A 25,631-nucleotide genomic window follows, 5' to 3' on the forward strand; every position below is an offset into this window, starting at 1 on the left:
TGCTCTGCTTCCTAGAACTTCACGAGGTTCGGCAGCCACCCGGCTCCCTTGAGTGCGGGCGCTTTCTCCAGAATCAGGCCCACGATCTCTTTCTTGCTGGCCTTCATCAGTCCAACCGGGCGTAGCCCCTCGGGCATGGTCTGGATGAGCTGGTGCAGCGCGTCAACGGTGTAGCCGTCCAGATACGCGGCGCTGAGGGTAAACCGCTCCTGCACGTCCCCGGTCACGTCCAACTGCTCGGCCAATTTCTTGACCCGGCGCGGCGTGTCGTTCAGGTTGTGTTCCCAGTCGCCTACCTGCTGGTGCGTCAGGTACGCGAACAGCTTCAAGAGGTCTTCGGTCTGGACTTCTGGCGCAGTCAACGCCTCTTGCACATCAAAGCCCATTCTCCGGTACGTCAGTCGCCCGCCCTCGTCGGTGGTGAAGACCGTCCCGAACGTCAGGGCCAAATCTGCGGCCAGAGCGCGGCCCTCACCTGTGAGCGGAACCTCTTTGACGCTCCGCAAGCTGATTTCCATTGCCCCGCCCCCACTGCGGCAGATGGTGGTCTTCGCCAGTGATTCGCAGGCCAGGGCGAGGCACATTCTTGGGTCCGTCGCCAGATGCCCTTGAATCGCCTGAGCGCGCGTCTGGTGGGCTATGACGTGCGCGGCCTCCCTGATCTTCGGCCCACTGCTGGGGGACGTGGTGTGCGCGGCGCTGGCCGTGCTGCCCCCGGTCTCGCCCTCACCCGCTGCGGCTGCCTGGGCCTGCGCTGCTCTGGCCGCTTCCGCTTGCTCCCGCTTGAACGCCTGGGCGTCGGCATGGCGCACATACAGGCTGCTCTGGGCGACTTTCCCAGTGGTGCTGCTGCAAATCAGGGCCAGATGGGGGGTCATGCCGTGCGGGGGCGTCACCCATTCATTGGTCGGCAGGTTGGCATACGCACTCTCGACGGTCACGATTTCCACCTTGCCCCAGGTGCCGCGCTCCTCCTCCTCGGCCTTGAGGAGTTCCAGCGCCTCAAGCTGCTTGTTCAGCGCCGTCTTGTGGTCCGCGAACTTGGCGGGGAAGTCGCCCAGCATCCCCAGCCCGCCCTCCTCAATTCTCAGGCCGCTGGCCTCCACATCAAACCGGGCATTCTCCACGAGGAATGCCCCGGCCTTCACGAGATTCTTGAGGGTGGCGACGCTGTTGCCGTTGCGGGCGTGTTCGGTCAGCGACTTTTTCATGGCCCCACTGGTGGTGGCAATGATCTTGGCCTGTTCCAGGTTGATTGCGCCCTCGTCCAGCAGCTTGCGGGCTTCCCGGCCCAAACCTGCGGCCAACTGCACCCGGCTTTTTACGGTGTTGACGTGCAGGCCGTACTTAACGGCGACATAATCCGCCGTGCGGCCCGCGCCGATCAGGGCTAAGAAGGCGTCGGCCTCCTCCATCGGGGTCATGTCCTGGCGCTGGCTGTTTTCCAGTGTTGCCACCTCGATCAGCTCGGCGTCGGTCATCTCCTCAACCCGGAACGGGACGGGGTAGGTATCGGTCACCTGATAGAACGCTTCTCCCATCACGGGGCGTCCGTTGGCGTCCTCTCCGGTCTGTACCTGCACGGTCAAGCCCTGCACCAGCAACTCGACGGCCCGCTGGCGGCGTTCGCCTGCGGCCAGCTCCACCATGCCGCTTTCTTTGGCGCTGGGCCTGCCGATCAGGTTTTGCTCAATCCCGGTGCGGGTGACGTTCCCGGCCCCGTCAAACTTGGTGCGCCCGTAGATGCTGGCGGCAAGCTCTACCAATTTATCGTGGTCAAATCGCTTGCGCGGGTTGAGGCTGCTGCGGCGGGTGCGGCTGAACGGCACATTCACCACATCGGCGGCGGTCTCCGGGGTCACGAGACGAAGGGGGGCGGGGGTGGTCATCTGCTGGGCTGCGGTCATTTTTATTGCTCCTTACCTCTGTCTGAGGTAAGGATACTATACAGTATAAACTGTACTCTGTCAACTCTTTATGTATCTGGTAATGAGGCTCAATAGCAAGGGGAAAGCCGCGCTGAGCGCGGCTCGTGGCCCTCGGCCCTGATTTACCGGCCTGTGGCTTTTCATTCGCGGTCAAGGATTCGGAGGGTGAAGCGGCGGCAGCCGATTGTGAAGGGTGGTCGCCGCTTCGCTGACCCGGTCATCCTCGTGGCAACACAGCTCTAGAGCGTCTAAAAGTCGCTGCATGTCCTGGGCGCACTGCTTCATGTCGGTCATCAACGGGTCAACTTCAGGCATCAGAACCGGGCAGCTTGGGCGAGAGCGGCGTAAAGCACGACGGCTTTTTTGAATGTCTCAAAGATCGCCTGACCTGCGGCGGTGACGCTCACTTCAGGCAGCGAGTTTTGGCTTTCCAGGTCGGCCAACGTCGCTTTTAACGAATCAAGGTGCCCCAGCAGATCAGCGCGGCGGTCGGGGTTGGGGTACAGGTCGCCGTACCTGCACTTGGCGTCAAGGTGATTTTCAATTCTCTGCGCGGCCTCCTGATCGCCTTGGCGCTGCAACCTGCGGGCGGCTCTGAGGTTGTGCGCGGCCACCCGGCGGCGCTGGCGCATTTTCTCAGCGTAGGTCTCCAGATCGGGGGTCAGAGTCATTGCTCGTCCTCCAGCTCGTCTAGTGGGTCAGGTAAGTGGGCGTCGTCGTCCTGCTCGGCGTCGGCGTCCTCGTCGCAGTTGGCAGACTCTGGCAGCAGTGGGGCGCGCAGCTCGGCGGCGGCGGCCTCGAAGTTGATCTCCTCGCGGTCATAGGGTCCGCTGGTGATCTCGTCGTCGTACAGTTCGTCGGCGCTGTAGAACATGGTCACTCCTTTAATCGAAACACCCGCAGCTTTCCGGGTCGCGTGAACCGCAGTACGGGCAGTCGGTGAGGGTGGGGAAGTCGGGCGCGGCCTCCAGCTCGGCGGGAGGGTCAAACTCTGCCGGGGCGTCGGCGTCTGGGCAGCGCTCGTCGCATTCAAGTTCGGGGGGCAAGTCGTACAGGGTCCAGTGCATCGGCGGCGGTCCTCCAGTGGGGGAGAGTGGCCCCGCGTCCAAGCGGGGCCGGGCGTCTTAGAGCGTGTGCAGTGGGCGCAACTTCTCTCTGGTGCGCCCGGTGAACATCTGCGCGTCGTCTTCGCTGAACAGATACAGGGTCATGCCGGGGACCATGCCGAGAACGCGGTCAGGGGCAATGCTGAGGGTGTAGGCATCGGGGTCTTGGAGAGTGGAATAGATGCGGCGGGGCTGGCTGGTGGGCGGCAGCAGCAGCGCCTTCTGATCGAAGTGCAGGTTGGTGTGTTCGGCGGCGGCTTCCTGGGCCTTGTCCTGCCAGTTCGCGGCGTACATCAGACCCACGATGAGGGCATACGCGGCGTCCTTCGCGGCCCACATCTGCTGATGGCCCTGGGTCATGGTGGCCTGATCGTTTTTCAGGTTGCCCACTGCGCCGCGCACGGCTTCGGTGGCAAAGGTGTGGCGCAACTGCCGGTAAGCAGCGGCGGCTGGGGCGTTCTCTCGGAAGATGCTTTTGACCTTTTCGTAAGTGCTGATCGTCATTTTGGCGCTCCTTCCCTCTGTCTGAGGTAAAGACATTCTACAGTTTAAGCTGTTTTATGTCAACACTTGGGACAGAGTATTAAGGTGCGTTTATGCCGTCCCTGTCGGCTTTTCTCTCGCCTCGCACACGGCCCACACGTCGCCCCCTCCGGGCGTCGTGTGCCGCCCCTGGCGGCGCGGCTACCCCCGTCTTTCCTGATCGCCCCGCCCCGCTCCTGGGCCTGCTCTTCCCCCCTGCTTTGTGCTGGTGCTGCTGTCAAGCTGGGCCGCTTGAAGCGGCCCAAGGCCGTAACCCGGCGCAGTTCGCCGGGTTTGACAGCTTCCTGACCGCCCCTCGATCCTGTGGCCGCAGGCCAGCCGGAAAAATGTTTGGGGCCGTTTCCAACATTTTCCGGCTGGCCGATAAGCCCTTTCCGGGTTCTGATCTTTTGATCTGTTCAAAAAGAACGTGCGGCCCCTGGCCGCTCCCTTCATCCTTTGTCCCTGCCGCGCTCGGCTCGGACGACGGGCCGCCCCGAGACCGACGACGGGCGCGGCCCTCCTGCCGTGACCAGCGGGACGGCGGGCAGAGACGCTGCGCGGCCCCTGGGCCGCTCCCTCTTTTTCGGTGTGCCCCTCAGCGCCGAATAAGCCTCGTCAGGGGCGCAGTGCAGCTTGCGGCAGCATCACCCGGAGGGTGAGCCACCATCTGTTGCCCCTTCCATCGGCACATGCCCTACCGTCCCTTCCAGTTTGGAGAGGGACTGGAATGCGGTAAGAAATCCAGCGGCATGACGCGAGGAATGCCGCCGTGTTGGATTTCTGGTTTCCCGGCGCTCCCCAGCCGGGAAAACCGCATGGAAGGCCGCGCCAACGGCGCACCCAACCCACCGTCGCCGAGAGAATGAAACACACCCGCCCTGACGCCTTCTCCAGAATCAAGAAGTCATGCCCTGGCCCCAGGCATTCGCCCGCCCCGCCTGCACCGTCGCCCTGGTGCTGATCTTTGTTTCTCGTTAACTTCGCCAGGGTCCCCAAAAGGTTTCTACGTCGGGAGCAGGGTGCCCATTGGCACGGAGAGCGGCCACAATCTGGCCACGGTGGTAGGCATCGTGTACCAGCATATGCACCGGGAGCAACTCGTCAGCGGCATGTGGCAACCGGTCAACTGGTCCACCCGCGAGGACCTCCTCAATCAGGCTTTCTTCCGCGCCGAGCCACACCTCACGTACATGGCGCAAAAATGCATGATCTGAGTCTTGACCATTCCAGGCGGGGAGTGAGGCACGGAGCGCGCTGGCCCGGTCAGCGTTCAAATGAGCCAACCACTTACACACGTCGAGGGCGAGGTGCTGAAGATGTTGTCCAATCGGCATTCCAGCCGGCACGGCTGCAAGGAGGGCATGCACGGGGATCACGTCGAGAAGGGCCGCGTTGGCTCCCATGTTCCGCGTCCACGCTTCACGGAGGAGTTCTGGCGTCTGCATACGTCAAGGTAGCGTGCCGCGTTCCAAGGCCGTGGCTCAGGGCCAGCCCAGACCGCTGCGGAACCTGGCCTCGCTGGCGGACTCTCTGGGACAGATTCCTGAGCGCAGGTTCTGGTCCCGAGTCTCAGGGCGTCTTGCTCAGGGAGAGACCGCCACCACCGTTGCGGCCTCCCCGGCACGCAGACCGTCAACGTCCGGCGAACCCTCCACGTCGTCGCCCTGGTGCCACCCTCTGCCCCCCTGATGTTGACCCTGGCCCCCCCCTCTAAAACGAAAAGACCCGCCTGAGCGGGGATTGGGTGCAAGTGATTTTATCGGCGGTGATAATACGAACTGTTTTCTTCATCACTCCAGATCCGGTGATAGGGACGGCGTGAGGATGCCTTGCTCGTGGCCGCATCTGCCGCACCACCAGCCACGCCGCCAAGAAACCCTCCAATCACATAAATAAGCATCGGCAAAAATATAATAAAAGCCTTGAAGGTATATTTCAATGCCATAAAGCTGTAAACCACAATAAATACAGTAACTACTTTAATAGTTCGCCAGATGAACAGTAGGACTTTGACAACATCAGCCCTGGTCATACTCTCCTCCTAATTCTTATCAGATGCACTTAACTGTGCATCTCTAACCCCGAAAGGATCTTGTTCCTCAGCGGTCAAAGAAGCGGTTGGCACTGCTGGTACTGGCTTCAGCTCTGGCTCTGGCCCACGTTCCTCAATCCTGGCATTGATGGTCTCCAAGGGCTGAGGCTCCCGCCCCGCACTGACATCTTCGACAGCCTGGCGCAAGTCGTACAGGTCATAGACCCCAATCTCACGCACCACCAGACCCCAGTAAAACAGCGCTGTGGGATAAAACAGCGGCTCCAGCGCCGTGTTCTTAATGATCTCCGTGATGTTATCGCCGTGGGTGGTAGCAATGAAACTGGCCTTGACGCTGAGGTCCTTGACGGTCTCCGCCTCCAGCCGGGTTTGCAACTCGTCAATGGCAACGTAATGCGCCGAGTTGTTGGCGATGGCCTCCAACATGACCTTATGCTGCTCGGCCTTCACAGGGACAAAGTAACGGTCTGCCTCTCCGATGCCGGGATGCGGCGTGCGCCCGTCACCTGCAACCTCGTTGGACGTGTCCACCACCGTCAGGTTGGCGTCGTACTTCTCGGCGGCAATACGGATGTAGTCACGCAGCAGCGTACTCTTGCCCTTCCCGGCCATGCCCATGATCAGCATCGAGGGGTTGATCTCCACGCATTTCCTCAGCAGCTCGGCCACCCCCACATAGAAGCGGGCCACGCGGATATTGAAACCATCTGTGCCTTTCCCGTCGGCGCTGGGAATGCGGCTGATGCGGTGGCCGGTGCCATCAATCCCGGCGCGGTTGTCGTCGCGGATGTGGTCAATGCGGCTGCGGAGGTCCGTCAGGTGGTTCTGGCCGATGACCAGTTCAGGGTACTGGTGCCACTGGCCGCCGTGCTTGATCTTGAGTGGGCGGCCAAAGCGCAGCTTGACTTCTTCTGTGTCGCTGATGACGGCGGCCAGCTCTAGACGAAGATCAGCAGGGAGAATGCGGAGGAGCTTTGCATAATCCTGCTGAATCCGGTTGTTCACTTCCTCCGGCGTAAAAAGCATGGCTACTTGACCGGGCGCAGGGGCACGCTGTTCTCCAGGATTTCCTCTAGCAGTTCATTGGTGATCCGCTGCTCCTCGCGCGTGGTCAGCTTGAGGCGCATGTTCAGTGAAAATCCAATGGTGATCAAGAGGATCAGCAGCCCCTTGGCGTCATAAATCGCCAGGGCGAACGCGGCCAGGTTGAGCAGGGTCAGAAAAATGTAGTAGGCGCTGAACTTAAAATCAAAACGCCTGGCAACTTTCCCAACCATCGTGCGGTCAATCAAATCCTGATTTATCATTTTAACACCTGCTTTAATCTGTCTAGGGCTTCGTATTGCGTAATCCGCGTATTCTTGCCTGTGGCTTTATTGAACCAGAGAAGCATATTATTAATTTCTTGAACGCTCAGGCGCTCCATATTCGGATTGGGAACTTTGCCTAAATTTCTACCTTTCCATCCTTGATTATCAATAATGATAATTCCATCCGCAGCAGGCGTTTGAACTTCATAGATTGGAACATTGATGACTGCTAAAGAGAGGATGGTGCTTTTTGCGAGGTAATTATAATATTGAATCGTAACCAATTTGACCTTGGTATTCCGCACTCTGTCCAGATAAGTCTGGCGGATACTATTGGCAAGATGGATGTCAAAGATAGTGGGCGCAAAGATCAAAACACGTCCATGAGATGATACTTCCAGCGCCTCCAGCATTCTTTCGTACTCGCTGTTTTGGGCGGAGGATACCGAGCTGCACAATCCAGCAAGAATGAGAAGACACTTTCTCATAGAATCAGCCGCCGCCCTTGCTGACTGCTCCAGCATAGGAAGCAACACCACCAAGGATTGTTGTCAGAAAGTTGACTGCCGCACCCATGAAAATCATAGCGGCAAGGAAGTAAATAATTGACAGGACAATTTGCATAATCGCGCCACTGATGGAATCAAGAAGCTGAGCGCCAATATCAACAAAGCTATCAAGATAGCCACCCAACTTTCCCGCAACAGCGCTGTATGCCCTACCAATCACATTTGCCGACTTTTCATCGGTACAGTCCACACTTTCTCCATCTGTGGCAGACGCGGCTCTGGCTTTACATGCGGCCATTTCTTGGCGGGTCTGCTCGTAAAAATCTTCCTCGACAAGTCCAGCTCCAGCACGGTCCCAATTGGCAGCAAATCCACTCTGCGAGATAAATGCCTTGGTGGCTTCGGCGGGTTTGATAAAAGCCCGGTCAATCGCACTGTAAGCCAGCAGGGGAATCATAGCCGTAACGATGATGGCTCCCAGCGTACTGCTGACGCAGGCCCAAATCGCTGTCGTCTGTCCCCACATCGTAAATGCAATCGCCAGTGGCAATACGTAACCGACAGCAAGAACAATAAACCCAGCAATAGCAATAATACTGGCATACATAACGGTAAATCCAGAGAGGGCGATAGCCCCAGCCCCAATACGAGATCCCGTTTTGGCGAGAACTTTGGTGCTGCTCTTAAGAGCAGCACCTGTGCCAAGAGCTTTAGCGCCGTAGGCCGCTGCCGTGGTTCCCATAGTCGCCACTTCTGCAACCGTGCCAATCATACTCGCCATTTGAGTACCAGCATCATCAATTTTTTTATTGAGGTCTTTGGTGAACATCCCATTGGAAGCAGTGTAAGTGGCATTCCATGAGATAATCACACCTTGATGGATAACACTGACAAGGGTGAGCATGATGGAGACGCAGACGGCCTGAATAATTGTTGCACGCATTTCTTTGTAGTTATTCCGCCCAAGTCCTTTCCAAAGCTGAAAAAAGAATCCCGCAATAGCGATAGCAGACGCCAGCTTTTTAATATTCGGGCCAATGCCCGACTGCTTTAATTTCAAATTGAGATCATTGACCATTTCGAGAGGATTGCCCATAAAAACTTTCTGGTAGGTGTCAAACGTGCCCGCATCTGCCATACCTATCAAAGCCAGGAACAGCAAAGGAACGAGAAAGCGAGAGAGTTTCATCAATTCCCCACAGGGTCCAGCTTGATTTCAGAACCGATGATCGAAGACATATTGCTGTAAGCAGCTTTGATCTCGCGCTGGTACTCAGCCGCCTCCGCTTTATTGTCGGCCACCATCTGTTCAACCTCCGCCTTGAATTTTTCCTCGTTGCGAATGATTTCCTGCTCGCGGTTCTGGCTTTCCAGCATCAATTGGGTGTTCGTCATCACCTGCTGCTGGGCGACTTCGGACAACTGATTCAGGAGCGCCACCGACATGGTGGCCTCCTGTTTCATGGCCTCGCCTGTGATCTGCACCAGCACTTCGCCGACTTCTCTTGAGCTGATGGCCGAGGCAGCGTCCTCGGTGTACTTGTCCACCAGACCTTTTTTCAGAGGCGTGCCGATCACGTTGGTTGCGGTGTTCATTGCCTGGGCGGTGTTGGCCTCCAGAGCGTCCGTGGTCTGCTTCTGGATCTTCTGCGCCTTGTAAGCGTTCTGAACCCCACGGGCCGCGTTCATGGCGTCACTGGCCCGCGCCACGCCGTTTGCCAGAGCTAGGGAAGGGTTGTTGGCGATGGCCTGATCTGCAACCGATCCGACACTGCCATCAGAGTAATTCGCGTTCAGGGACTTGCCTTTGCCGAGACTCTTGAGGGCCGAACCATAGAGGGCTTGCCTGAACTCCCCGTAGCTGGTTTCCATGCCTTCATTCACCCGTTTCAGCACGTCGTTCAGCCCGCCGAGATTGCCCATATTTTCCCCGGCGTAGTTGGCGAGCTGGCCCATATATTTCCCGGCAACATCTTTGGCAAAGCTTTCCCAGTCCCCATTCAAAAGTTTGTTGTTGATAAAGCCGTGGATGCTCTGCAACTGGCACAGCCACTGCATCTTTTCCCCAAACTTCCCGGTGTCAATGACGCCGACGCCCTGGACGTTGCCGCTGGCCGCCCCACACGCCTGCTGCAAGACGTTTCCCAGATTGTCCCAGCCATTGGCGGCGCTGGCCATGCTGCTGAGCAGCCCCACGGTCACTGCGGTCAAGATCGCCCCATGTCTCATAGGTAGCCTCCAAATTTGTCCAGCACGAGATGCTTGACACCCTTCAAAACGTCGCCACCTGCACGCTCGATGTAGGGGGTTTTCTCCGCAACCTCGTCGTTCCCAGAGTTGAACATCCACAGGGCCAGCTTGCTTTCCCGCACCTGGATCACGTCGCCCACCCGCGTTCCGGCCCCGCCCGCCTCTCCACTGGCCTGCACGAGCAGGGCGAACTCGCTGTATTGACCCACAACGTTGTTCAGGGTGGGCAAGATTTCCTCCATGACTTCGGGCAGGCTCAGCACCCGCACCACGTCCCTGGCCACGTCCTTGCTGTAGCGCCCAATGAACAGGTGCGAGAAACTGTCCCGCAGGTCGCCAAAATGCGCTGAGGCCGTCGCAGACTGCGTCCCCATGCCAAAGGACACCCCAAAGGAACGGAACACCCGGAGCATCCGTTTCACGGCGTCCAATTCATCCTCGGTCTGCACCTGGTTCTCGAACTCGTCCATGAACACGAATTTCTTGATGCCGCGCTCGTACTTCTTGGCGATAGACCAGATGGTGTTTTTAATGATGTGGTTGGCCACCCGCTTCATCAATTCATCGTCCTCTGGAATGCCGTAGATGGAGAAGTACAGTCGGCGGGCCTGGAGGCTCACGTTGCTCTGGCAGTCCACGAACGGGGCAACCGGGCTGGAGCCGAGGGCTTTTCTCAGGCGCACGGCGGCGCTGCGCGCGGCGAGGGTCACCTGGGGTTCCATGCGGCGGCCATCGTCGGTGTAGTTCTCGATGATGGTCAGCATCCGGTACAGGTCCGACATTTGCGGCGCGCGGTCCTCCTGGGCGAACTGAACGTAGATCGCCATGATCCCTTCAATGATCGCCACATCTTCATAGCCCTTCTCGCGCAGGTCGTTCACGGGCGGCTCGACGAAGATCCGCACAAAGGACATCAGGGAAGCCAGCTTGTCGCCGTCTGGAAGGGTGGCCCCTTCCTCCAGATCAAAGACGTTCAGGCGGGTCTCCGATCCATACCCAAAATTGATGATCTGCGCGTCCTGAATGGATTTGAAGAAAGACTCGAAGTCCTGCTTGGCATCGGTCACGAGCAACACCGCGTCCGGGTACCTGGCCAGTTCGGCGTTGTAAAGCGACTGCACCAGCACCGTCTTTCCGCTCCCGGTGGGGGCAAAGACGCAAAAGTGCGCCGTGATGGTGCTTTTCGTGAACAGATCAAACCGGATCAGGGACTTGTCACGGTTCTGGTAGGTGATCGCGCCCTCGTCAAAGCCCTTCCAGGGGCTGACTGGGGGGAAAATGTCGACCACGTTGCTGGTGTACGGGCTGAACTGGAATCCACTGAAGCCTCCAGCGAACGGGGCAAGAGAGAAATACTGCGCTTCGGCCTGGAAACCGTAAGTGATCGGCAGGCCCGCGCGCAGGCGTGACATGTTCCCCCTGGCCTTGCGTTTCATGATGTCCAGTTCGTCTTTGGTCCCGGCCACCAGCACCATGGAGACCGCCGCCTTAAAGCGGGACTCCAGCCCTTCGAGCCGCTGGGCCATCTCGATTTGTTCCAGCAGGTTGACGGCCTTGCCGTTGGGAATCACGCCAGGCGAACGCACCCGCGTCCACAGATCATTCTTTTTCTTCTCCAGCTCGTTGGACACGTCGTAATCACTTTCACGCTGGGCCTGCACCACCACGTAATAGGTGCCGTGCAGGTCTTCAGTGATGCTCCGCAGGTAGCCCGTCTCGGTGTATTCCGGCAGGCGGCTGACGCTCAGCACGTCCACGTAGCGGTCTCCAGCGGCGTAGTACCCGGCGTCCAGGTTGCTCCCCACGCTGGCCGTGAGCTGGCGCATCAGGGTCTGCTGGTCCGGCAGCCCCCGGCGGCTGCTGCTGATGGACCGCTCCTCCTGGGGAACAAAGGCAGGTGCAGTAGGCCAACCGGGATTGAGGTACAGAAAGCACTCGTCGAACACGTCTTGCTGCTTCATCGCCGTGGCCCGGAAGCCGCTGGCGTTCATCTGGGCCACTGTCCCGGCCTGAAGTGAGAGCGCATTATTCACGGCGTCCTCAATTTCTCTGGCACTGGGGGCGGTGTCTGCCGTGAAGCGGTCTTCCCTGGAAGGCGTGACGGTCACCGTGGCGAAGAAGCGCCAGTGGGACACCTCCCCTCTGCTGATCTTGCTTTCAAGCAGGGCGGCGCGGGCGTGGGTCAGCTCCCGGATCACGGGGTCCGGGCAGGCGTCGGCGTACCTGCGCGTGTCGGCCACGGCGTCTTCGTGCGCGCCCCGCAGACTGGTGTAGGTGGTCATGGTCTCGCCGTCGGGAATGGCCAGGTCAAACACCGCCTTGAGGCGGGCGCTGCGGCGTAACAAATTGTCAGGGGTGAAGTGGATGTGCGTGGGCGGTTCAAAATAAAAGCCGTACATCAGCCTTCCATCGGTCAGGACCAGCACATCCCTGTAAAGATCCCAGTACGGCAAAACCCTCCCGAAAGAGGATTTGCCTTCACCGAGATTATTCTTCTGTTTTCGTTTTCCGAACACGGCGGGTTCTCCTCTCTAGCCTTCTTGTCCTCGCCATCTCCTGCGCCACCTGCTTTTCAATCTGGTCAAAAGAGTGGCCGATGGTCATTTCACGGGTGACGATCAGAGGGACTGTGTTTGTATCAACGTCTGGAACGTAATAGTCAACGCCGTTGAGCCACCAGTTCAAGAAGAACTCGACGAATTTCGGATACGGATAGAGCCGCTTCTTAATGGCAAAATTGACAAACCACGCCGCAACCGTGCAGAGAAGAATGAACAGCAGGCGCATTGTTGGATTGGGAATCACCTTATTGGCAATCTGACCGGACAAGTAGAAAGCAAGGCCAAGCGCCACAAGATCAGAAAGATCAAGAAAAGAAACAAATCCAACCCGTGCATTCGTCAGATAACAAGGATGGCGAAGTGGGTGGTCTTGTTTTGGAGTGGCCTCTCGTCCGGTCATTTCAATGTTTCCTTATGGGATGGGGGGAACGGCGACGGTGCAGCCTGAACCAAAAAGTGCGGTAGCAATGGTGCCGGCAGCCAGGATGATGATGCCCCCGATGACGCCGTTTTTAAGGCTCTGGAAAGCGTTTTGCTCGCCCATGAGTTTGTTCCAGCCGAACATCAGGACGACGATGGTTCCAGCAGCCCCGAGGAGGACAGGTGCTGACAACTTGGTGACCAGCCCGCACGCCAAGTTCGTGATCTTCGTGAAGTCCTGGGCCGCGCCAAACGAAACGGCGAGTGCCACAACGATGGCCAGCAGGGCAATCTGAGTGCGAACGGTCAGGAGGGCGGGCTGAGCTGAGAGGGCGCTATCGCTCCTCCCGGTGAGCAATGCGGGGGCAGTCTGCGCGGTTTCAAGCATTCTTGGTGTCCTCCTGGCAATCTATACACTTGTATGACTACCTTTAAACTTTAGCACAGATTATGTTTATGATAAGATATTTATATGACAGATAGTCCATTAGAGGCAGTCCCAACACAGGCCATCGAAACGGCTTCTCCTCGTAATTCTCATGTAAATGAGACATGGGACACGGTTATTCAGAGCTACCAGATGAAACTTTCTGAATTAGGATTTGAACCAGAAGATATTCCCGCTCCAGAATCTCCAGATTTTCCTAACTTTTTGCACAGGTTGACTGGTAAAGATCCCGCGCTGTCCGCCGAACTCTCAAGAAAAATGAGGGCGTTCAAAGATCAAGGCAACCTGCCATCCGCCAGTGCTTCATCAGGCCGAAACCGTAGGCGAAATGCCAAACGCTCAGCTTTGATGCGGCGGGAAGGGCAGGGCTTCGTCTACGACAAGAAAAAGGCTCCTCTTTATGGCCTAACGGCTTTATTACTGGGAATTGCCCCACTGATGTACTTTCTATCGCGCCCAACAAGTCAGGCTGCTGGTCTTCAGGGTGTTCCAACATCACAGACAGCAAGGAAAAGTGACGCCAAGCCGAAGGACGCCAAGATCACGCCGGGCACTTCAAGGAACTCTGGCGCTGGAGAGACTGGCCTGGTTGCTCAAGCTTCTGGCACGGATGCTGGGGCCGGGGCTGGCACTGAAGGTGGGAAGGGTGGGAGCCGCCCGGTCAAGCCGAAGGGCAAAGACAACCTGACGGCCTTTGCGGGTGAGCAGGGCGCTGGTGGCGCGGCTGCCAAAAATGGAAGCAGCAAAGGCGTCACCATCACGCCCCCAGTTGTTCCCGCTCCTCCGGTGTCCAGCTCGCCCACGCCCCCTGTGAGCGATGTGTACCGTCCCGTCGCCGCGAGTCCCGCTCAGAGTTTTGGAAATACCATCCCCGCTCAGCAGGCGGCCCCACAGCCCACCCCAATCGCTTATGAACCCCCGCCGCCTGCTCCAATCGCCTACGAACCCCCGCCCTCTGTGTCAGAGGAACCCACGCCCATTGCTTCAGCTCCCGCCCTGGCTGCGACAAGTCCAGCTCCATTTGCTGCGGAGGCCGCCCCTCAGACAGCGGTACAGGCCACCCCCCGGCCTACAGCGCAGGGCGCACCTCAACCATCCCCCCGGACTGGTTCAACCGCTCCCACTCTCAATCAAGATGCGTCGTTCGGTTCAGACATCAATCAATCTGCCCCGTCGGGGAACGCAGCGCCGGTGGCCTACGCTCCTCCTGCACGCCGGGCGTCCAGCGGACTGATTTACGAGCGTCAGCGGCCAGAGACTCCCCAGGCGTCACTTGAAGCAGTGACCAGTGCGGCGGCTCCGGCACAAAGCGTGGCTCCAGTTGCGGGCGAGGGACTGACCTTTGGAGGAGTGGGTTCATCAGCATCAGGAAGCGGTGACGTGACCGCGCAGAACACGGTCCCGGCTGAAACGCCCTTCGGTGGGACGGCCACCAATGCGGCCTCCAGACTGGGCGCGCTGGGACCGTATAAGAATCTCCAGCAGGTGCCGGTGCGGCTGGTGACGGCGGTGTACGCACTGACCGGCGGCTCGGTCCCGGTGGTGGTGGTCACGGCGGACGGCGGTTCCTTCGTCGGCGTCGGCACGATTAACGGTCAACTGGCCCGCGTGGACATGACCTTCCGGCGCTACATCGACGCAGGGGGCCAGGTCTTTGAGATTGACGCCCTGGCGTACTCGGTGGAAGGCAAGAACCTGACCCAGGGTGTTCCGGCGCGCATTGAGCCGATTGCCCCCACCTTGGCGCTCGACGCGGCTCAGAACGGTGCCAACGCCCTGCAAGGGGCCGTTCAGTCGGCCCTGAGTGCGAACGCTGGCAACGGCCCCAAGATTGCCATTGGCGACGGGGCGGCGATTGCTTCAAACGCCCTGCCCCCGCTGTGGCAAATCCTGGCGGGCGGCATCGGTGAGACCTTTGCGCTCCCCAAGGCCACCCAGTCCATTTCGCGGGCAGCCAAGGTGGACAGCAACACCCAACTCACGCTGATTGTCGGCATCGGAGCGGGGCAGTAAATGGTGATTCCGGCTGAATATGGGGTGCTGACCGTGGGCGTATGGCTGGCTGTGGCTGCCGCGCTGGGCACGTATGCGTTGGGCCACATGCTCCGTCGCCAGACCGTGCCCATGACTCTTCTAGTTGTCACGGCAAGCATGGTCATGGGCGGCATTGCATTTTTCCCTGGTACTTACATGAATCACTCTATTGTCAATGTTTTGAAGCTGTTTACAGTTTTTATCGTTTTCGATCTGATTGTGGTGAGTCTGGTGTTGAGATTTAGAAAAACAACAGTCATGTCATAAGAGACAAAAATTAGCATCATCTGGACGTTCAAATGAGACAGCCACCATCACCTATCCACTTCATTTCGTCAGGGCCACCAGCGACAGATGACAGATGTACGTGGTGTTGCCCGTGCCCTGACCATAACGGCCCAAGAGGGTCAGCAACTCGGTCTGAAAACGCAGCGCGTCCTGGTGGTCAAGTTGGGGAAAGCAGAAGTGATCCAGCAGCACCTGCTGGGACGCCGCATCTGCCTGCCAGATCTGGCCTGGCCCGGTGGCTCCCACCACTTCACCCCAGTGGGCAAATTGCACGCCCCACTCCGTGGAAAGCCGCTGGGCAACAGCAACCTGGCTGGCATACGACAGTTCCAGATACGGCGCGTTGATCATTCGCAGCAACTCGGTCAGGTCACGGGCGGGCGTCAGGGCCTGTGGAATGAAGAAGTGATCCGCAGCCGAACGGTAGTGCCGGATGACTCGCCCACGTCGGCGGTCTTCATGCGCCACAGTCAGTAAACCCAGACGTTGCCACGCCCGTACCCGGTACAACACCGAGTTGGCGGGCCTGCCCAGAGCGCGGGCAGCATCTGCCACGGTAGACGGGCGTCCAAAGAAGGGTCTGAACCAGGTGCGGGCCTCCCGGTCCAACAGCACCTGGGCGGCGCGAACGTCAGAGAGGGTCACGACTTCGGCAGGTGAGGCAGTCCGTTGCATCTCACCTCAGTTTACGGGGACCCTTGCTCCATGCCGACTTCGTTCCCCCTTTTCACGCCCCAGCGCAGATGGACGGTGGCTGGGCTGCTGTTGGCCCCACTGGTTCTGGCTGGTCTGGGGCTGATGCATCCACACCACCTTCGCGCAGACACGGCCACGCACTGGACGGCCATGCATCTGGCACTGATGCCCGTGTTTCCCTTGCTTGGCGTCAACCTGTGGTGGTTGCTGTCGGGTGTCTCTGGCCACACCCTGTCCGGTGTGCTGGCCTGGGTGGCCCGTGTGCTGGCTTTCGTGTACATCGTGTATTACGGGGCACTGGACGTGCTGGCAGGTGTGGGGACGGGCCGCCTGACGTTGCAGGGTCAGGACGCTTCGGCCATTCGGCTGCTCTTTGCGGAGGGCAACGCGCTGGCGGCCGTGGGCGTGTGGGCTTTTCTGGGGGCCAGTCTGCTGACCTGCGGCCTGCTGATGGTCCGACATGGTCTGCGTCTGTGGCCTGGCGCAGTGCTGTTGGGACTGAGCGCCATCTCTTTCCTGAGCAGCCACATCTACGCACCTTATGGTGTGCTGACCATGCTGGTCATGGGTCTAGGCATGGCCCTGTTGTCTGGCCTTCAATCGCCAGCGAAACAACCAGGGCTGCCTGCCCAGGAGTGAAGGCAGACGCGGTGTTCTGCTTTTCACCCCTTCGTTGTCGGGTTGGGGTATACCCCAACCTGATGTCAGGTCGACGGCTGAAAACTATAACCTCATCCGACACTCGACTTTCCGAGTGAAAGTTGAAAATGGCTGGCCTGAATAAGACCTGATAGAGCTGCGCCACGTCGCCCTTTCCATCAGGCAAAATATGGTCATGATCGTACCTGGCCTTCCTCAATGGCAAGTGGTGTTGCGCTGGGACGATGGGGTGCGGTCCACAGTGCTGTACATCGGTTCGCTGTGGATCGGCCCCATGAGTCAAGGGGTGCATCAGTTGGCACTGGCCTGCTATACCCAGCGCCGAATCACTGAGCTGGGCCTTCCTGAACAGATGTCGTACCTGATTCTGCATTTTACGCCTGTTCAGATCGCCGCCGAAGATGTGACGTTACGCGCCAGCGCGTGACGGGTAGACAGGCACCGCTCATCCTTTCCTGTATGTCTCTACACCCCAGTCAGAGTGGCGCTTTCGCTCCCGTTCGCGCTGCCTGAGCGCTCCACTGTCGTCATCCTCCTGATCCAAGTCCAGCGTTCTGCCCCCGCCTCGGCACTCCTGCTCATTGCCTTAGTCTTGGTGCATTCCCAGGTCACAGCTCAAGTGCCACTCCCGTGCATGCGTCTGGTCTTCAGGACCAGATAGTTTCCAGAGATCCATCTGGGACAGCAATTTCAAGCTTTCGCCCAGAGTGAGGTGGCCCTCTCATCTTGTGCAGCCCGACGTGAGGACGGCAGTTGTGACAAGCCCGCAACACGCGTGTCTGCGGTGGTCCAATGCTGTGTCACCCGTTTGGACGAGGACTGAGCCGGAGGCCCACTGGTCTGTGGCAGCGCGAAACCTGCACATTTCCTCGCATCAAGATCTTCATGAAGGTGGCAGCGATTTCAAGAGAGGGCAAAATTCCACATCTCTGTGGGGCAAGATAGTATTAGAATTCTGAGGTTTTATGAAGAAATTTCTAGTTCCCCCGGTTTTACTTGGTCTGGCCGTTCTTCTCGCCTCCTGTGGTGGTGGCGGCGATTCCACTCCTTCGCTCTCTTCCAAATACGCCCTGACTGTCAATGTCACCGGCGTGGCCAGTGCACCAGTCAAGGTCATCAACACTGGCAACAAGGCCATTGTCTTCAACGGCCCCCTCGCGGGCAGCAAAAGTTTTGGTGATCTGGCCGCCGGGAGCGTGTTGAGCGTGCAGGGTGGCGCGGTGAACGGCTCTCCCACGCCCGCCATCCAGAACGTGACATTGGACGCCGATAAGAGCGTGACGCTGGAATACAAGCCTCAAACCACTGCTGCTCCCATCACGGCCAATCTGATTCAGGGAACCGTCCAGGGCTTTGGCTTTGGAGCGGAGGCCGTTTACCTGACGAACGCGGATGAACTGAACAAGGACAATGCCGGACAGATCAGTGGCGCTGGGCAACTGACCCTGTCACTTTCAAAGGTGCCCTCGGCTTATGGCCGTTTCCCCATTATTCCGCCTGGCAATTCCAATTGCACGTTCCAGGGAACGGCAACATACAATCCACAAATCAGTGTTTTTACCCGCCTGCTTGCCTTTAGCGGTCAGGATGATCTGCTGGGGGAAATCACCGAAGTGATCGTCTCTGGCAGCTCTTTAAAAGACAGTGTTGTGGCGAGGCTTTACAGCGAGAACGCCGCAACAGTCAAAGGAGCAGTCAATTGCCCTGACTCTGCTTTTGGCCTGAATTACGATCTTCACCTTAAACAGGGCTGGAACGCGGTGGAGTACCAGAAGGCGGGAAACACCAACACACTGCGTGATCTGGGACCACAAGTCCTTGCAGAGTTGCGGGGCGTACCAGCCCTCCCGTCGGTCTACATTGAACTTCAGGACAGCAACTTGAATTTCATCGACGACAAGGAAATCGGGGTTGATACGGTGTTCTTCCAGGACGGCGGTTACAGCGGATCAGTGGCACTGTCGACCAATGTTCCCGGTCTGACCGTGGAACCTAAAACTCTGGTCTTTAATCCCCTGCCTAAACTGAACGCGCAAGGCTCAAGGGGAGGATACGGCGTTGTCAATGCCCTCGGTTTAAAATCCCAGGCTCTCAAGAAGAAGCTGATTTTCAAATATACAGGAAACCAGAATCTCTCTGTGCCCTTCGATCTCCTTCTCAAGGAGGCAGATGGCAAACTGGTAGGTCAGAAAAGCGGCAATCTTGGTGTTAATCGCCCCGATATTAATCTGCGTGTTCAGGCCACAGAGCTAGAGCTTGCCCCCAGTAGTACCCAAACCATCTACGCTGAACTCTATAGTGTAAGCAATTTCAATAACAATGTGCAACTCAGTGTGAGTGGCCTTCCTACTGGTGCAATGGCTACTCCGGTGAATGTAAATTTAAATGGTTACGGCTCCGCGCAGATCATTCTGACCAGCGACGCATCGTTAAAAGCGGGAATCTACCCCATCAACGTGGTTGCCACAGGTGGTGGAAAAACCGTAACAGCGGCCATTAACCTTACAGTTCCTACACCCAGTGTCCGCATCAATGTCCGGAATCCTTCACGTTCTCTCGCACAGGGAGAAAGAGGAATTATCGAGGTGGCCGTGGAAAGTAAGGATGGTTTTACCGGGGCAACGACATTGCGGGCGACTGGTCTGCCCGCTGGAGTCACGGTAGCGCCAATCAGTTTACAGGTTGTGCGTGGTACGACAACTACAGTGGGAATGCCCGTCATCGTGAGCGCAAATGCCACTGTGGGGACGGTCCAGTTCCAAATCACCTCAGCGGACCTCCGTCCCAATGAATCCAACAGCAATACCTTTTATCTGGCTGTCAGACCAGCCCGCATACCACTCAATCTTCCAGATGCCTCATCACTTGTCGCTGATCATAAGGGAATCTGGGTGATATCATCATTCTATGATCAGCAACAGCTTAGAAACGTCGGTAGATTTACACATCTGGTTGATAACAAGATCGTCGCCGCAGTCAATCTGAATGATGATCCGTCGTTTTCTCGCTTGGTCAAAGATGGAACTCTCTTGGTATCACACTCCCTTACAGGGGGAGCTTATATAGTGACCGACCAAGGCGTTCAGTCTATAAAAGGCGTACCTGCCGAATACAATTTTGTTACTTATAACGCGGCGGCGGATGATAAGGGGCGCATCTGGTTTGTCAGTCCAATGGCAACTGCAACCGGCGGGATGGCATACATTCTCGCGTGCTGGAATCCATTGACTAGTCTGGTTAAATCAATTCCTTACGAATCTGATCTAAATGGATCGATTTATCCTGTTGCGAGCAATGATGGAAAACATATCGTTTTCCGGTCATCTTACTCTAAAGATATTCTAAGTGTAGATACCACGACTGACAAAACAAGCAATCTTGAGGGGGTTAGTCCTTCCGAAGCAAGCTCCTTGGCCCTTAGAAATGATGGGTTGATCTATTTTACGCAGGCTGGTCAACTCAGCCGCATAAATGCGGATGGTACCACGACTACTTTTCAGAACAAAGATTCCATTACGGAACTTATCGGATTTGATCGCAAGAATATCAATATTCTCTGGGCGATCACTCAATCTGGAATCAATAAAATTGACATCACAACCAATCAAGCCTCTATGATCGAAATGGATGCCGTCAAGAGCGGAGTTCTACTTTTTGATGGTGGAATCGGTACACTGACTTCAGAGAATTTTAATGGCACTGGTGTCATCAATTCCTTTCTGACCATTCTTCGCTAACAGAGACGGGCCATGACTTCGCGCAGCAGCCCGCGCCAGGGGCAAAATCTCGCTCTTGCACATGAGGGGTCAATCGCCCAAAGACAAATTAGGTCGTGCAGCAGGCGCTTACTGAGAAATCCAGCACCAATCGCCGGATCACGCATTGGAGCCAGTCGGCGCTCAGAAAAGTTCACTGGGAACGTTCAGGAATTTCTGTCCGAGCCGCGAGGGATCAGTTGATCAATATCGTTACCGCAGGTTCTGGTTCTCAGACTTCGCCTGGTTTGGTCAGTACGGCCTGGCGATCTGCCAGTACTGGGTCAGCAGGCCCGTCATGGCAGCAGCGTTTTTCGGGTCCGTTACGATCTGGTAACTGGTCTTGCCAGAAATGATGATCGGGCCGCCCTGCACGACAATCAGACTGTTGGTAAAGTTCGCTGGCATGGTGTAGACGGCTGCGCCCACAGCTTTGAGCGGCTTCATGTTCTGGGCAAATTTGGGAGAGGTCATCACCCGCACCCTGATGGCCCGCTGCTGGGTCAGTTGCAGGATGCCCCGCTGGAACTCGCCACTGCCAAACGTTACGCCGTACAGGTCTACGTTGCCCCTAAGCAGTCCGAGGACGGCTTTGGTGTCGGTGGTGGTGGTGATGGGGGCCTGCGCCTGGGCGGTGGCCGTCAGCAGCAGCGCAAGGATGGAGAGGGTTTTCATGGGCGCTCCTTAAAACGGGTAGTCGATCAGTGGGACACCACTGACGCGCGGCACTTCGTACCCTTCCGGGACGCTCTGCCAGGTGAAGTGCGTTTGAAGTCCGGCATAGGGCAGGCCCAGGGCGAACTCTTTAATCAGCACGGGCGCGGGCAGCGGCACCACAACCGGGGGAATCTGGATGGAGACAGTGTTGCCGGTGGCCATGTAGATCATCTGGCGCAGGGGCTTGGCCGCCACAGCTTCAGGCAGGAGCTTGACGGTAGGCCGCGTCCACGCCGTGAACAAGTTGGTGTAGCCGAACCGCTCGTAGAGGGGCGACGGCTGCTGCGGGAACGTGCGCTTGAACTCCTCAAGCTTCCACACGCCGGGCGGGTTGGGATTGGCCAGCACATCGGTCAGGGCGGGCAGGGTATGCACCCGCAGGGGCAGGGTGACCGCGTTCCCGGTCAAGCCCTGGGCGTAGTAGACCGGGGCGGTGGCCGCGAACACGCCGCCCAACCTGGTTCCAGCGTCCTTGCCCTTCTGGGCCAGGGTCAGCAAGTCAGGCTTGAGGGTCTGCGTGGGGGCCACCAGCGCCCCCGTGAGCAGGGTGTCCCACAACAGGGGGAAGAACTTTGCGGTGGGCTTGATGGCCTCCAGAATGTCTTTCTGGTAGTCGGCCTGGTAGTCCTTCTCGGCAGTGAGGGTTGCGGCCCCCACCCGCTTGACGGCCTCGTCATACCGGAAGGCAATCGGCCTGGGCGCAAGCGGATTTAAGGTCTCCTGATCGCCCTCAACGCAAAAGAGTTTTGTTGTTCCCAGGTAAAAACAGGTGCCGGGGAGATACATCAATGTCAGGTCTAATTTTGAGCCAGCACAGTAATCCGTGTTCGGGACGTTCGGCAGGATAGAATAAGTGTCCATATTCAATTCATCTTTAATATCTTGCCTGGGGATTTTTCCTGCCAATTCTTTAGGATACATTGAATCTTCGGTATTAATAATAAACTCTGGCTTAACCGCTTTTTGATTCTGCCCAAAGTCTATGGTGCAGTGCGAGAGATTCATAAAAGGGCTGTTGAGATTGAGCATGGCCCGCCAGTAGTAACGGTCCTCAAAACGCTGCCATGCTTGCCGCAGGTCTTGACCGACACGAAGCGTTTCATCACTCAAGCTGTACGGCACACTGTACTGGTACTTGCCGCAGCCCGCTTTGTCCTTATCGTTCCTGGACTTTGCTGCACATGCCTTGTACTGTTTGAACTTCTCAATATTGATAAATGAGGCGTGTGGAATGGGCCGGATGCTGGACGTGTCGTAAATATTCTGACGGTCATACTTCGGGGCTTTCTCGGTTGTCGCGGCTGTGGCGTGGCCCGCCAGCAGCAGCCCCAGGAGGACAAGCGGCCATCTCATTTGAGGATGACGCCCACGTACTTGCGTGCAGTGGCCCTGGTGGTGGTGTCGGCTTCGATGACCACGAACATCAGAACTTTCGGCCCAGCCTGCTCAAGCACCCGCTGGGGCACTTCTACCGTTCCCTTGAATGGAGCGGCAGCGCCGACAGGAAAGTAACCTTTGAGAATGCTCAGATCGCTGACGGGCACGTTCTTGACGCGGAGAGAGGTCTGGGCCGTATCGAGGGTGTAGGTCTTGCCTGCGGCGGCCCCGCTGAGTCCCACGGTGTACCTGAGCGCCTGGTTGTTCGGCATCCTGGCGTTGCCTTCCAGGTTCACGGTCAGGGTCAGTGCGCCATTGGTCCCAACAAATGAAGTTGGCCGGGCCGTGGCAGGTGCCGCCTTGACCACAGGGGCTGAAACGGGCCGAGCTGGAACTGTGGGCGGCTTGACCACGGGGACTGGTGGCTTCGCAGTTACAGGCGGTTTGGCCGCTGGAGCTGGGGGTTTCACGGCCTGCACAGGTGGTTGAGCGGCTGTGGCCGGGGCTGGCCTGGGGGCCGGGTTCTTGATGGTGTAAGACAGCACGCCGCTCCCCTTGTCGGTGAGGTCCACCAGCACTTTGAGAATGACGGGAGAGGAATTAGGACTTGCCGCCGTCTCCCCTGATGCTGATTTCTCTGCCTTTTGTTCAGCAGCCGTCAGCAGCCGAAAATTGATTGTGGCTGTGCCGCCCGCCTGAAGCGCGTCGATGTAAACGACTCTTCCATCGTATCGATCAATGCTCGCCAGCACGGCGTCTTGCTTGCTGGCATTGATCCCGATACTCTGAACCCTGGACGGAAAAACCAGCACGATCTGATAGTTCGTGCTGGCGGTCATCTTGACGGCGCTGTTTCCCGTCAGTTGATTGGTCGTGAAAATGGTTTGCAGGCCAGTCTTCACCACGGGCGCATTGCCCGGCGTTGCTGGTGCGGCGCTGATTCTGGCCACACCATTTGGAGCGGGCGGCTTGCTGGGCGTCACCGCTCTCTGCGCTGGCGCAGGCGTCGAGGCCACCTGCGGGGACGACGCCTGACCGTGCCCCAGGCAGAGCGTCAGGGCCAGGGCGGTCCAGGAAGATGCTTTCGTCATTCACGTATTTTGACACGAATATTCTGAGTAAATCTCAAATTCTCAATGAAATGGCTCAAAAAACACCCTGATCAATGTCATCATCTTGATCTTCTGTGTCAAGGTCTAGAGGTAACACCACCTGTGGCACTGGAATAGGCGCGGAATCTTCGCCTGTTTCAGCCTCTGCTGGGGGCGGATTGACGGGCGCTGTGGCCGGGGACACCGCAGCGGTTTCTGCACCGGCTTCCGGCGCGTGGCCAGCGGTGGCCGGGGTCTCAGTAACAGGGGAAGACTGCGCCTGGACGCCAGCCTCTGGCTCGGCCTGGGGCGCTTCGGTGGTGACCGGCGGCCCTGTGTCTGACCGCCCTGTGCCTGACCGCCCAGGGGGTCTGGGCGCGGGGGACTGCTGCGCGCTGGCGTGTTCCTTGAACCGCCACGGCTCCAGTCGGTGGGCCAGGATGGGGGGAAAGTCGTTGCACAAGATGATGCTCTTTCCGGCCCCCAGCATGGCGAACTCACTCGCGGAGATCAGTTCGCGCTCGGTCATGCGGACGTTGGTGTTCAGCTCCTTGCCGTGTTCCTCTTTGGCCTGGCCCCGGTCCTCCATCATGTACTTGCCACAGGACGCAGACACGAAAGAAGACGTGCCTTCCCGGTCATCATCTGAGCGGTCCACGGCGGGCAGAAAGACCTTGGTGTGGGCGTTCTCCATGATCACGGTCCGGCCTTCCTTGCCCCAGATGTCGCTGAGCTGGGCCAGCGACTGAATGTAGATGCACAGGTAGATTCCGCGTCCGGCCACGGTGCCCGCGTACTCCGCGAGCAGGTTGGGCGAGGCCCTGAACGCCTCGTCAAAGACCGTCAGGATCTTCTGACCCTCCAGGCCGGGATTCAGGTCATAGCGGCGCATGATCGAACGGAAGATGGCGTCGATGACCAGGTTGAACAGGGCGAGGTTCAGGGTCAGTTCGGACTCGCGGAACACCAGATACACCGTCGTCGGTCGGTCCACGATATCGGCGGCCATGAAATCGCTGCCCCCGGTCATGTGCTTGACGCCTGGGGTGATCAGGAAGCTCGCCGCCGTTCTGAGCCGCTGCCAGGAATTGTTCAGGAAGCGGTCCCCGTCTGCCTCATCCCAGTCCATCTGGTCCGGGTCTTTCCCCAGAAACGAGTTCAGCCACCGGGTCACCTGCGGGTCATTCAGCGCCTGGAGTCTGAGGGCGGTTCCCTTGAGACCGTGCGGCTGGTAGATCATCGAATCCAGAAACGCGACGGTGGGCGCTTCCGAAACTTTGGCCGCCTTGATGAGTGCCGCGAGCGCCGCGCTCGCACGCTGGGCGAAGATGGCGTTCGCACCGTCCTTGTCCGGCTGCATGAACCCGATGGCCGCGCTGAAGATCTGCTCATCGGTCTCCAGCTCTTTGAAAGGATCAAATTGATGGCTGCTCTCCCCACCCGATGGATTGAGAATGAACACGTCCTGGCCCAGCACGTCTCGGCGGTACCCGGCGGTCTGCTCGGCGATCTCGCCTTTGATGTCCACGACGATGGCTGACCCTTCCCAGTTGTACAGGTTGCTGGCAATGCTCAGCCCCTTGCCGCTCCGGCTGGGGCCAACCCACAGAAAATGTCCCAGCTCATTTTTTCCAGCGGTGCCCGGGCGGACCACCAGGGGCTGCTTGTAAGCGAAGCCCACCATCACGCCGTCCCCTTCAAACACCCCTCTGGTCAGCGGCGCAATTTCATCCTTGTGGGCGAAGTGGGCCGTGTGCCGGACCTGGGGCCGACTGTCCTTAAATAGATAAACAAGCCCGCTTCCCACCAGGAAGAATGCGGCGGCAAAAATGCCCTGGCCCAGCATCGTGAAGAAGACGGTGACCCAGAAGACCAGCAGCGCCAGCACCCACCGCATCATAAA

General features: G+C 58.1%; 26 protein-coding genes. 6 read left to right on the top strand and 20 right to left on the bottom strand.

Going from position 1 to position 25,631, the window contains the following annotated elements:
• Positions 1-11: 11 nt before the first annotated feature.
• The 5 genes from DAAJ005_RS18615 to DAAJ005_RS18635 form a co-directional block, all read right to left on the bottom strand.
• Positions 12-1,907 (bottom strand): ParB N-terminal domain-containing protein, encoded by a 1,896-nt coding sequence (locus tag DAAJ005_RS18615; protein ID WP_151848749.1) that lies wholly within the window; start codon positions 1,905-1,907, stop codon positions 12-14.
• A 335-nt stretch (positions 1,908-2,242) separates the two neighbouring features.
• The gene (locus tag DAAJ005_RS18620; protein WP_151848750.1) at positions 2,243-2,599 is read right to left on the bottom strand and encodes a hypothetical protein; all 357 of its coding nucleotides are present in this window, start codon (positions 2,597-2,599) and stop codon (positions 2,243-2,245) included.
• Entirely contained in the window at positions 2,596-2,802 is a 207-nt protein-coding gene (locus DAAJ005_RS18625; RefSeq protein WP_151848751.1) for a hypothetical protein, read from the bottom strand. Before DAAJ005_RS18625 ends, DAAJ005_RS18620 begins: the two co-directional genes overlap by 4 nt.
• Before the next feature lie 10 nt (positions 2,803-2,812).
• The gene (locus DAAJ005_RS18630) at positions 2,813-2,995 is read right to left on the bottom strand and encodes a hypothetical protein (RefSeq protein WP_151848752.1); all 183 of its coding nucleotides are present in this window, start codon (positions 2,993-2,995) and stop codon (positions 2,813-2,815) included.
• A gap of 57 nt (positions 2,996-3,052) precedes the next feature.
• Positions 3,053-3,538, bottom strand: coding sequence for a hypothetical protein (locus DAAJ005_RS18635; RefSeq protein ID WP_151848753.1), 486 nt, complete (start codon positions 3,536-3,538; stop codon positions 3,053-3,055).
• 477 nt (positions 3,539-4,015) lie between these two features.
• Here DAAJ005_RS18635 and DAAJ005_RS19025 point away from each other — a divergent pair, with 477 nt between their 5' ends.
• On the top strand, positions 4,016-4,168 hold the full coding sequence (locus tag DAAJ005_RS19025; protein WP_192930985.1) for a hypothetical protein: 153 nt from the start codon (positions 4,016-4,018) through the stop codon (positions 4,166-4,168).
• Between the two features lie 365 nt (positions 4,169-4,533).
• Here the strand turns inward: DAAJ005_RS19025 and DAAJ005_RS19465 are convergent, their stop codons facing one another.
• The 10 genes from DAAJ005_RS19465 to DAAJ005_RS18685 all read right to left on the bottom strand — a co-directional run bounded on the left by DAAJ005_RS19465 (position 4,534) and on the right by DAAJ005_RS18685 (position 13,050).
• Positions 4,534-5,004 (bottom strand): DinB family protein, encoded by a 471-nt coding sequence (locus tag DAAJ005_RS19465; protein ID WP_151848754.1) that lies wholly within the window; start codon positions 5,002-5,004, stop codon positions 4,534-4,536.
• A gap of 311 nt (positions 5,005-5,315) precedes the next feature.
• Positions 5,316-5,591 carry a hypothetical protein gene (locus DAAJ005_RS18645; protein WP_151848755.1) on the bottom strand — a complete coding sequence of 92 codons (276 nt, stop codon included), beginning with the start codon at positions 5,589-5,591 and terminating at the stop codon, positions 5,316-5,318.
• Between the two features lie 9 nt (positions 5,592-5,600).
• Positions 5,601-6,638, bottom strand: coding sequence for a hypothetical protein (locus tag DAAJ005_RS18650; RefSeq protein WP_151848756.1), 1,038 nt, complete (start codon positions 6,636-6,638; stop codon positions 5,601-5,603).
• 2 nt (positions 6,639-6,640) lie between these two features.
• Positions 6,641-6,919 (bottom strand): hypothetical protein, encoded by a 279-nt coding sequence (locus DAAJ005_RS18655; RefSeq protein WP_151848757.1) that lies wholly within the window; start codon positions 6,917-6,919, stop codon positions 6,641-6,643.
• Positions 6,916-7,446, bottom strand: coding sequence for a hypothetical protein (locus DAAJ005_RS18660; RefSeq protein ID WP_151848758.1), 531 nt, complete (start codon positions 7,444-7,446; stop codon positions 6,916-6,918). The genes DAAJ005_RS18655 and DAAJ005_RS18660 overlap by 4 nt, the downstream gene beginning before the upstream one ends.
• A complete protein-coding gene (locus DAAJ005_RS18665) occupies positions 7,415-8,620 on the bottom strand; it encodes a hypothetical protein (RefSeq protein WP_151848759.1) in 1,206 nt (401 codons plus the stop codon). The genes DAAJ005_RS18660 and DAAJ005_RS18665 overlap by 32 nt, the downstream gene beginning before the upstream one ends.
• Entirely contained in the window at positions 8,620-9,642 is a 1,023-nt protein-coding gene (locus DAAJ005_RS18670) for a hypothetical protein (protein WP_151848760.1), read from the bottom strand. Before DAAJ005_RS18670 ends, DAAJ005_RS18665 begins: the two co-directional genes overlap by 1 nt.
• A 14-nt stretch (positions 9,643-9,656) precedes the next feature.
• Positions 9,657-12,134 (bottom strand): VirB4 family type IV secretion system protein, encoded by a 2,478-nt coding sequence (locus tag DAAJ005_RS18675; protein WP_192930986.1) that lies wholly within the window; start codon positions 12,132-12,134, stop codon positions 9,657-9,659.
• Positions 12,135-12,168: 34 nt separating this feature from the next.
• Positions 12,169-12,642 carry a hypothetical protein gene (locus DAAJ005_RS18680; RefSeq protein ID WP_151848762.1) on the bottom strand — a complete coding sequence of 158 codons (474 nt, stop codon included), beginning with the start codon at positions 12,640-12,642 and terminating at the stop codon, positions 12,169-12,171.
• Positions 12,643-12,654: 12 nt separating this feature from the next.
• Positions 12,655-13,050: a TrbC/VirB2 family protein gene (locus tag DAAJ005_RS18685; protein WP_151848763.1), complete on the bottom strand. Its 396-nt coding sequence runs from the start codon at positions 13,048-13,050 to the stop codon at positions 12,655-12,657.
• A 1,440-nt stretch (positions 13,051-14,490) separates the two neighbouring features.
• On the opposite strand from DAAJ005_RS18685, the gene DAAJ005_RS18690 reads away from it, so the two are divergent.
• A complete protein-coding gene (locus DAAJ005_RS18690; protein ID WP_151848764.1) occupies positions 14,491-15,123 on the top strand; it encodes a hypothetical protein in 633 nt (210 codons plus the stop codon).
• Positions 15,124-15,411 carry a hypothetical protein gene (locus DAAJ005_RS18695; protein WP_151848765.1) on the top strand — a complete coding sequence of 96 codons (288 nt, stop codon included), beginning with the start codon at positions 15,124-15,126 and terminating at the stop codon, positions 15,409-15,411.
• Positions 15,412-15,471: 60 nt separating this feature from the next.
• On the opposite strand, the gene DAAJ005_RS18700 is transcribed toward DAAJ005_RS18695, so the two are convergent.
• Positions 15,472-16,107 carry a hypothetical protein gene (locus DAAJ005_RS18700; protein ID WP_151848766.1) on the bottom strand — a complete coding sequence of 212 codons (636 nt, stop codon included), beginning with the start codon at positions 16,105-16,107 and terminating at the stop codon, positions 15,472-15,474.
• 30 nt (positions 16,108-16,137) lie between these two features.
• Between DAAJ005_RS18700 and DAAJ005_RS18705 the strand changes: the two genes are divergently transcribed.
• The 3 genes from DAAJ005_RS18705 to DAAJ005_RS18715 all read left to right on the top strand — a co-directional run bounded on the left by DAAJ005_RS18705 (position 16,138) and on the right by DAAJ005_RS18715 (position 20,525).
• Positions 16,138-16,767, top strand: coding sequence for a hypothetical protein (locus tag DAAJ005_RS18705; RefSeq protein ID WP_151848767.1), 630 nt, complete (start codon positions 16,138-16,140; stop codon positions 16,765-16,767).
• 196 nt (positions 16,768-16,963) lie between these two features.
• Positions 16,964-17,215, top strand: coding sequence for a hypothetical protein (locus tag DAAJ005_RS18710; protein ID WP_151848768.1), 252 nt, complete (start codon positions 16,964-16,966; stop codon positions 17,213-17,215).
• Positions 17,216-17,753: 538 nt separating this feature from the next.
• A complete protein-coding gene (locus DAAJ005_RS18715; RefSeq protein ID WP_151848769.1) occupies positions 17,754-20,525 on the top strand; it encodes a hypothetical protein in 2,772 nt (923 codons plus the stop codon).
• Between the two features lie 270 nt (positions 20,526-20,795).
• Here DAAJ005_RS18715 and DAAJ005_RS18720 read toward each other — a convergent pair whose 3' ends face one another.
• The 4 genes from DAAJ005_RS18720 to DAAJ005_RS18735 all read right to left on the bottom strand — a co-directional run bounded on the left by DAAJ005_RS18720 (position 20,796) and on the right by DAAJ005_RS18735 (position 25,625).
• On the bottom strand, positions 20,796-21,218 hold the full coding sequence (locus tag DAAJ005_RS18720) for a hypothetical protein (protein WP_151848770.1): 423 nt from the start codon (positions 21,216-21,218) through the stop codon (positions 20,796-20,798).
• Between the two features lie 9 nt (positions 21,219-21,227).
• Positions 21,228-22,121, bottom strand: a complete 894-nt coding sequence (locus DAAJ005_RS18725) for a hypothetical protein (protein WP_151848771.1) — start codon at positions 22,119-22,121, stop codon at positions 21,228-21,230.
• Positions 22,122-22,609: 488 nt separating this feature from the next.
• Positions 22,610-23,728 carry a hypothetical protein gene (locus tag DAAJ005_RS18730; protein ID WP_151848772.1) on the bottom strand — a complete coding sequence of 373 codons (1,119 nt, stop codon included), beginning with the start codon at positions 23,726-23,728 and terminating at the stop codon, positions 22,610-22,612.
• Positions 23,729-23,783: 55 nt separating this feature from the next.
• Positions 23,784-25,625, bottom strand: coding sequence for a type IV secretory system conjugative DNA transfer family protein (locus tag DAAJ005_RS18735; protein WP_192930987.1), 1,842 nt, complete (start codon positions 25,623-25,625; stop codon positions 23,784-23,786).
• Positions 25,626-25,631: the final 6 nt, after the last annotated feature.

Source organism: Deinococcus sp. AJ005 (assembly GCF_009017495.1).
Taxonomy (GTDB): Bacteria; Deinococcota; Deinococci; order Deinococcales; family Deinococcaceae; genus Deinococcus.